This is a genomic window from Erwinia sp. PME.40.26/001 (assembly GCF_055556675.1).
Genome location: NZ_JBVHNP010000164.1, coordinates 1 through 274, shown reverse-complemented (window position 1 = coordinate 274; position 274 = coordinate 1). Strand labels below are relative to the sequence as shown.

At 61.7% G+C, this 274-nt stretch carries 1 pseudogene; it reads right to left on the bottom strand.

The window, feature by feature from the left end:
• A pseudogene (locus tag ACZ3HG_RS23685) lies at positions 1-274 on the bottom strand (tellurite resistance TerB family protein); the annotation flags it as partial.

Sequence of the window (274 nt, the reverse complement as noted above, 5' to 3'; positions counted from 1 at the left end):
CAGACGCTCGGTGCGCACGTCCAGCGGCGACTGCTGCTGGCCAAACTTCGGCTCATCCTGATGGGTTTCGCGAATACGGTCTTTGTATTTGTTCCACAGCACCGTACCGGCAACCGCCCCGCCGCCGACGAGCAGCGCGCCAGTGCCATATTTGGCGAGCAGTTTGCGCGATGATTTGTTGGCAACCAGCAGCCCGGCGAGACCGCCCAGTGCTCCGGGCACCAGAAGCTTATTTAAGCCCTGGCCCTCTGAGGAGGAAGGGGAGGATGTCGAT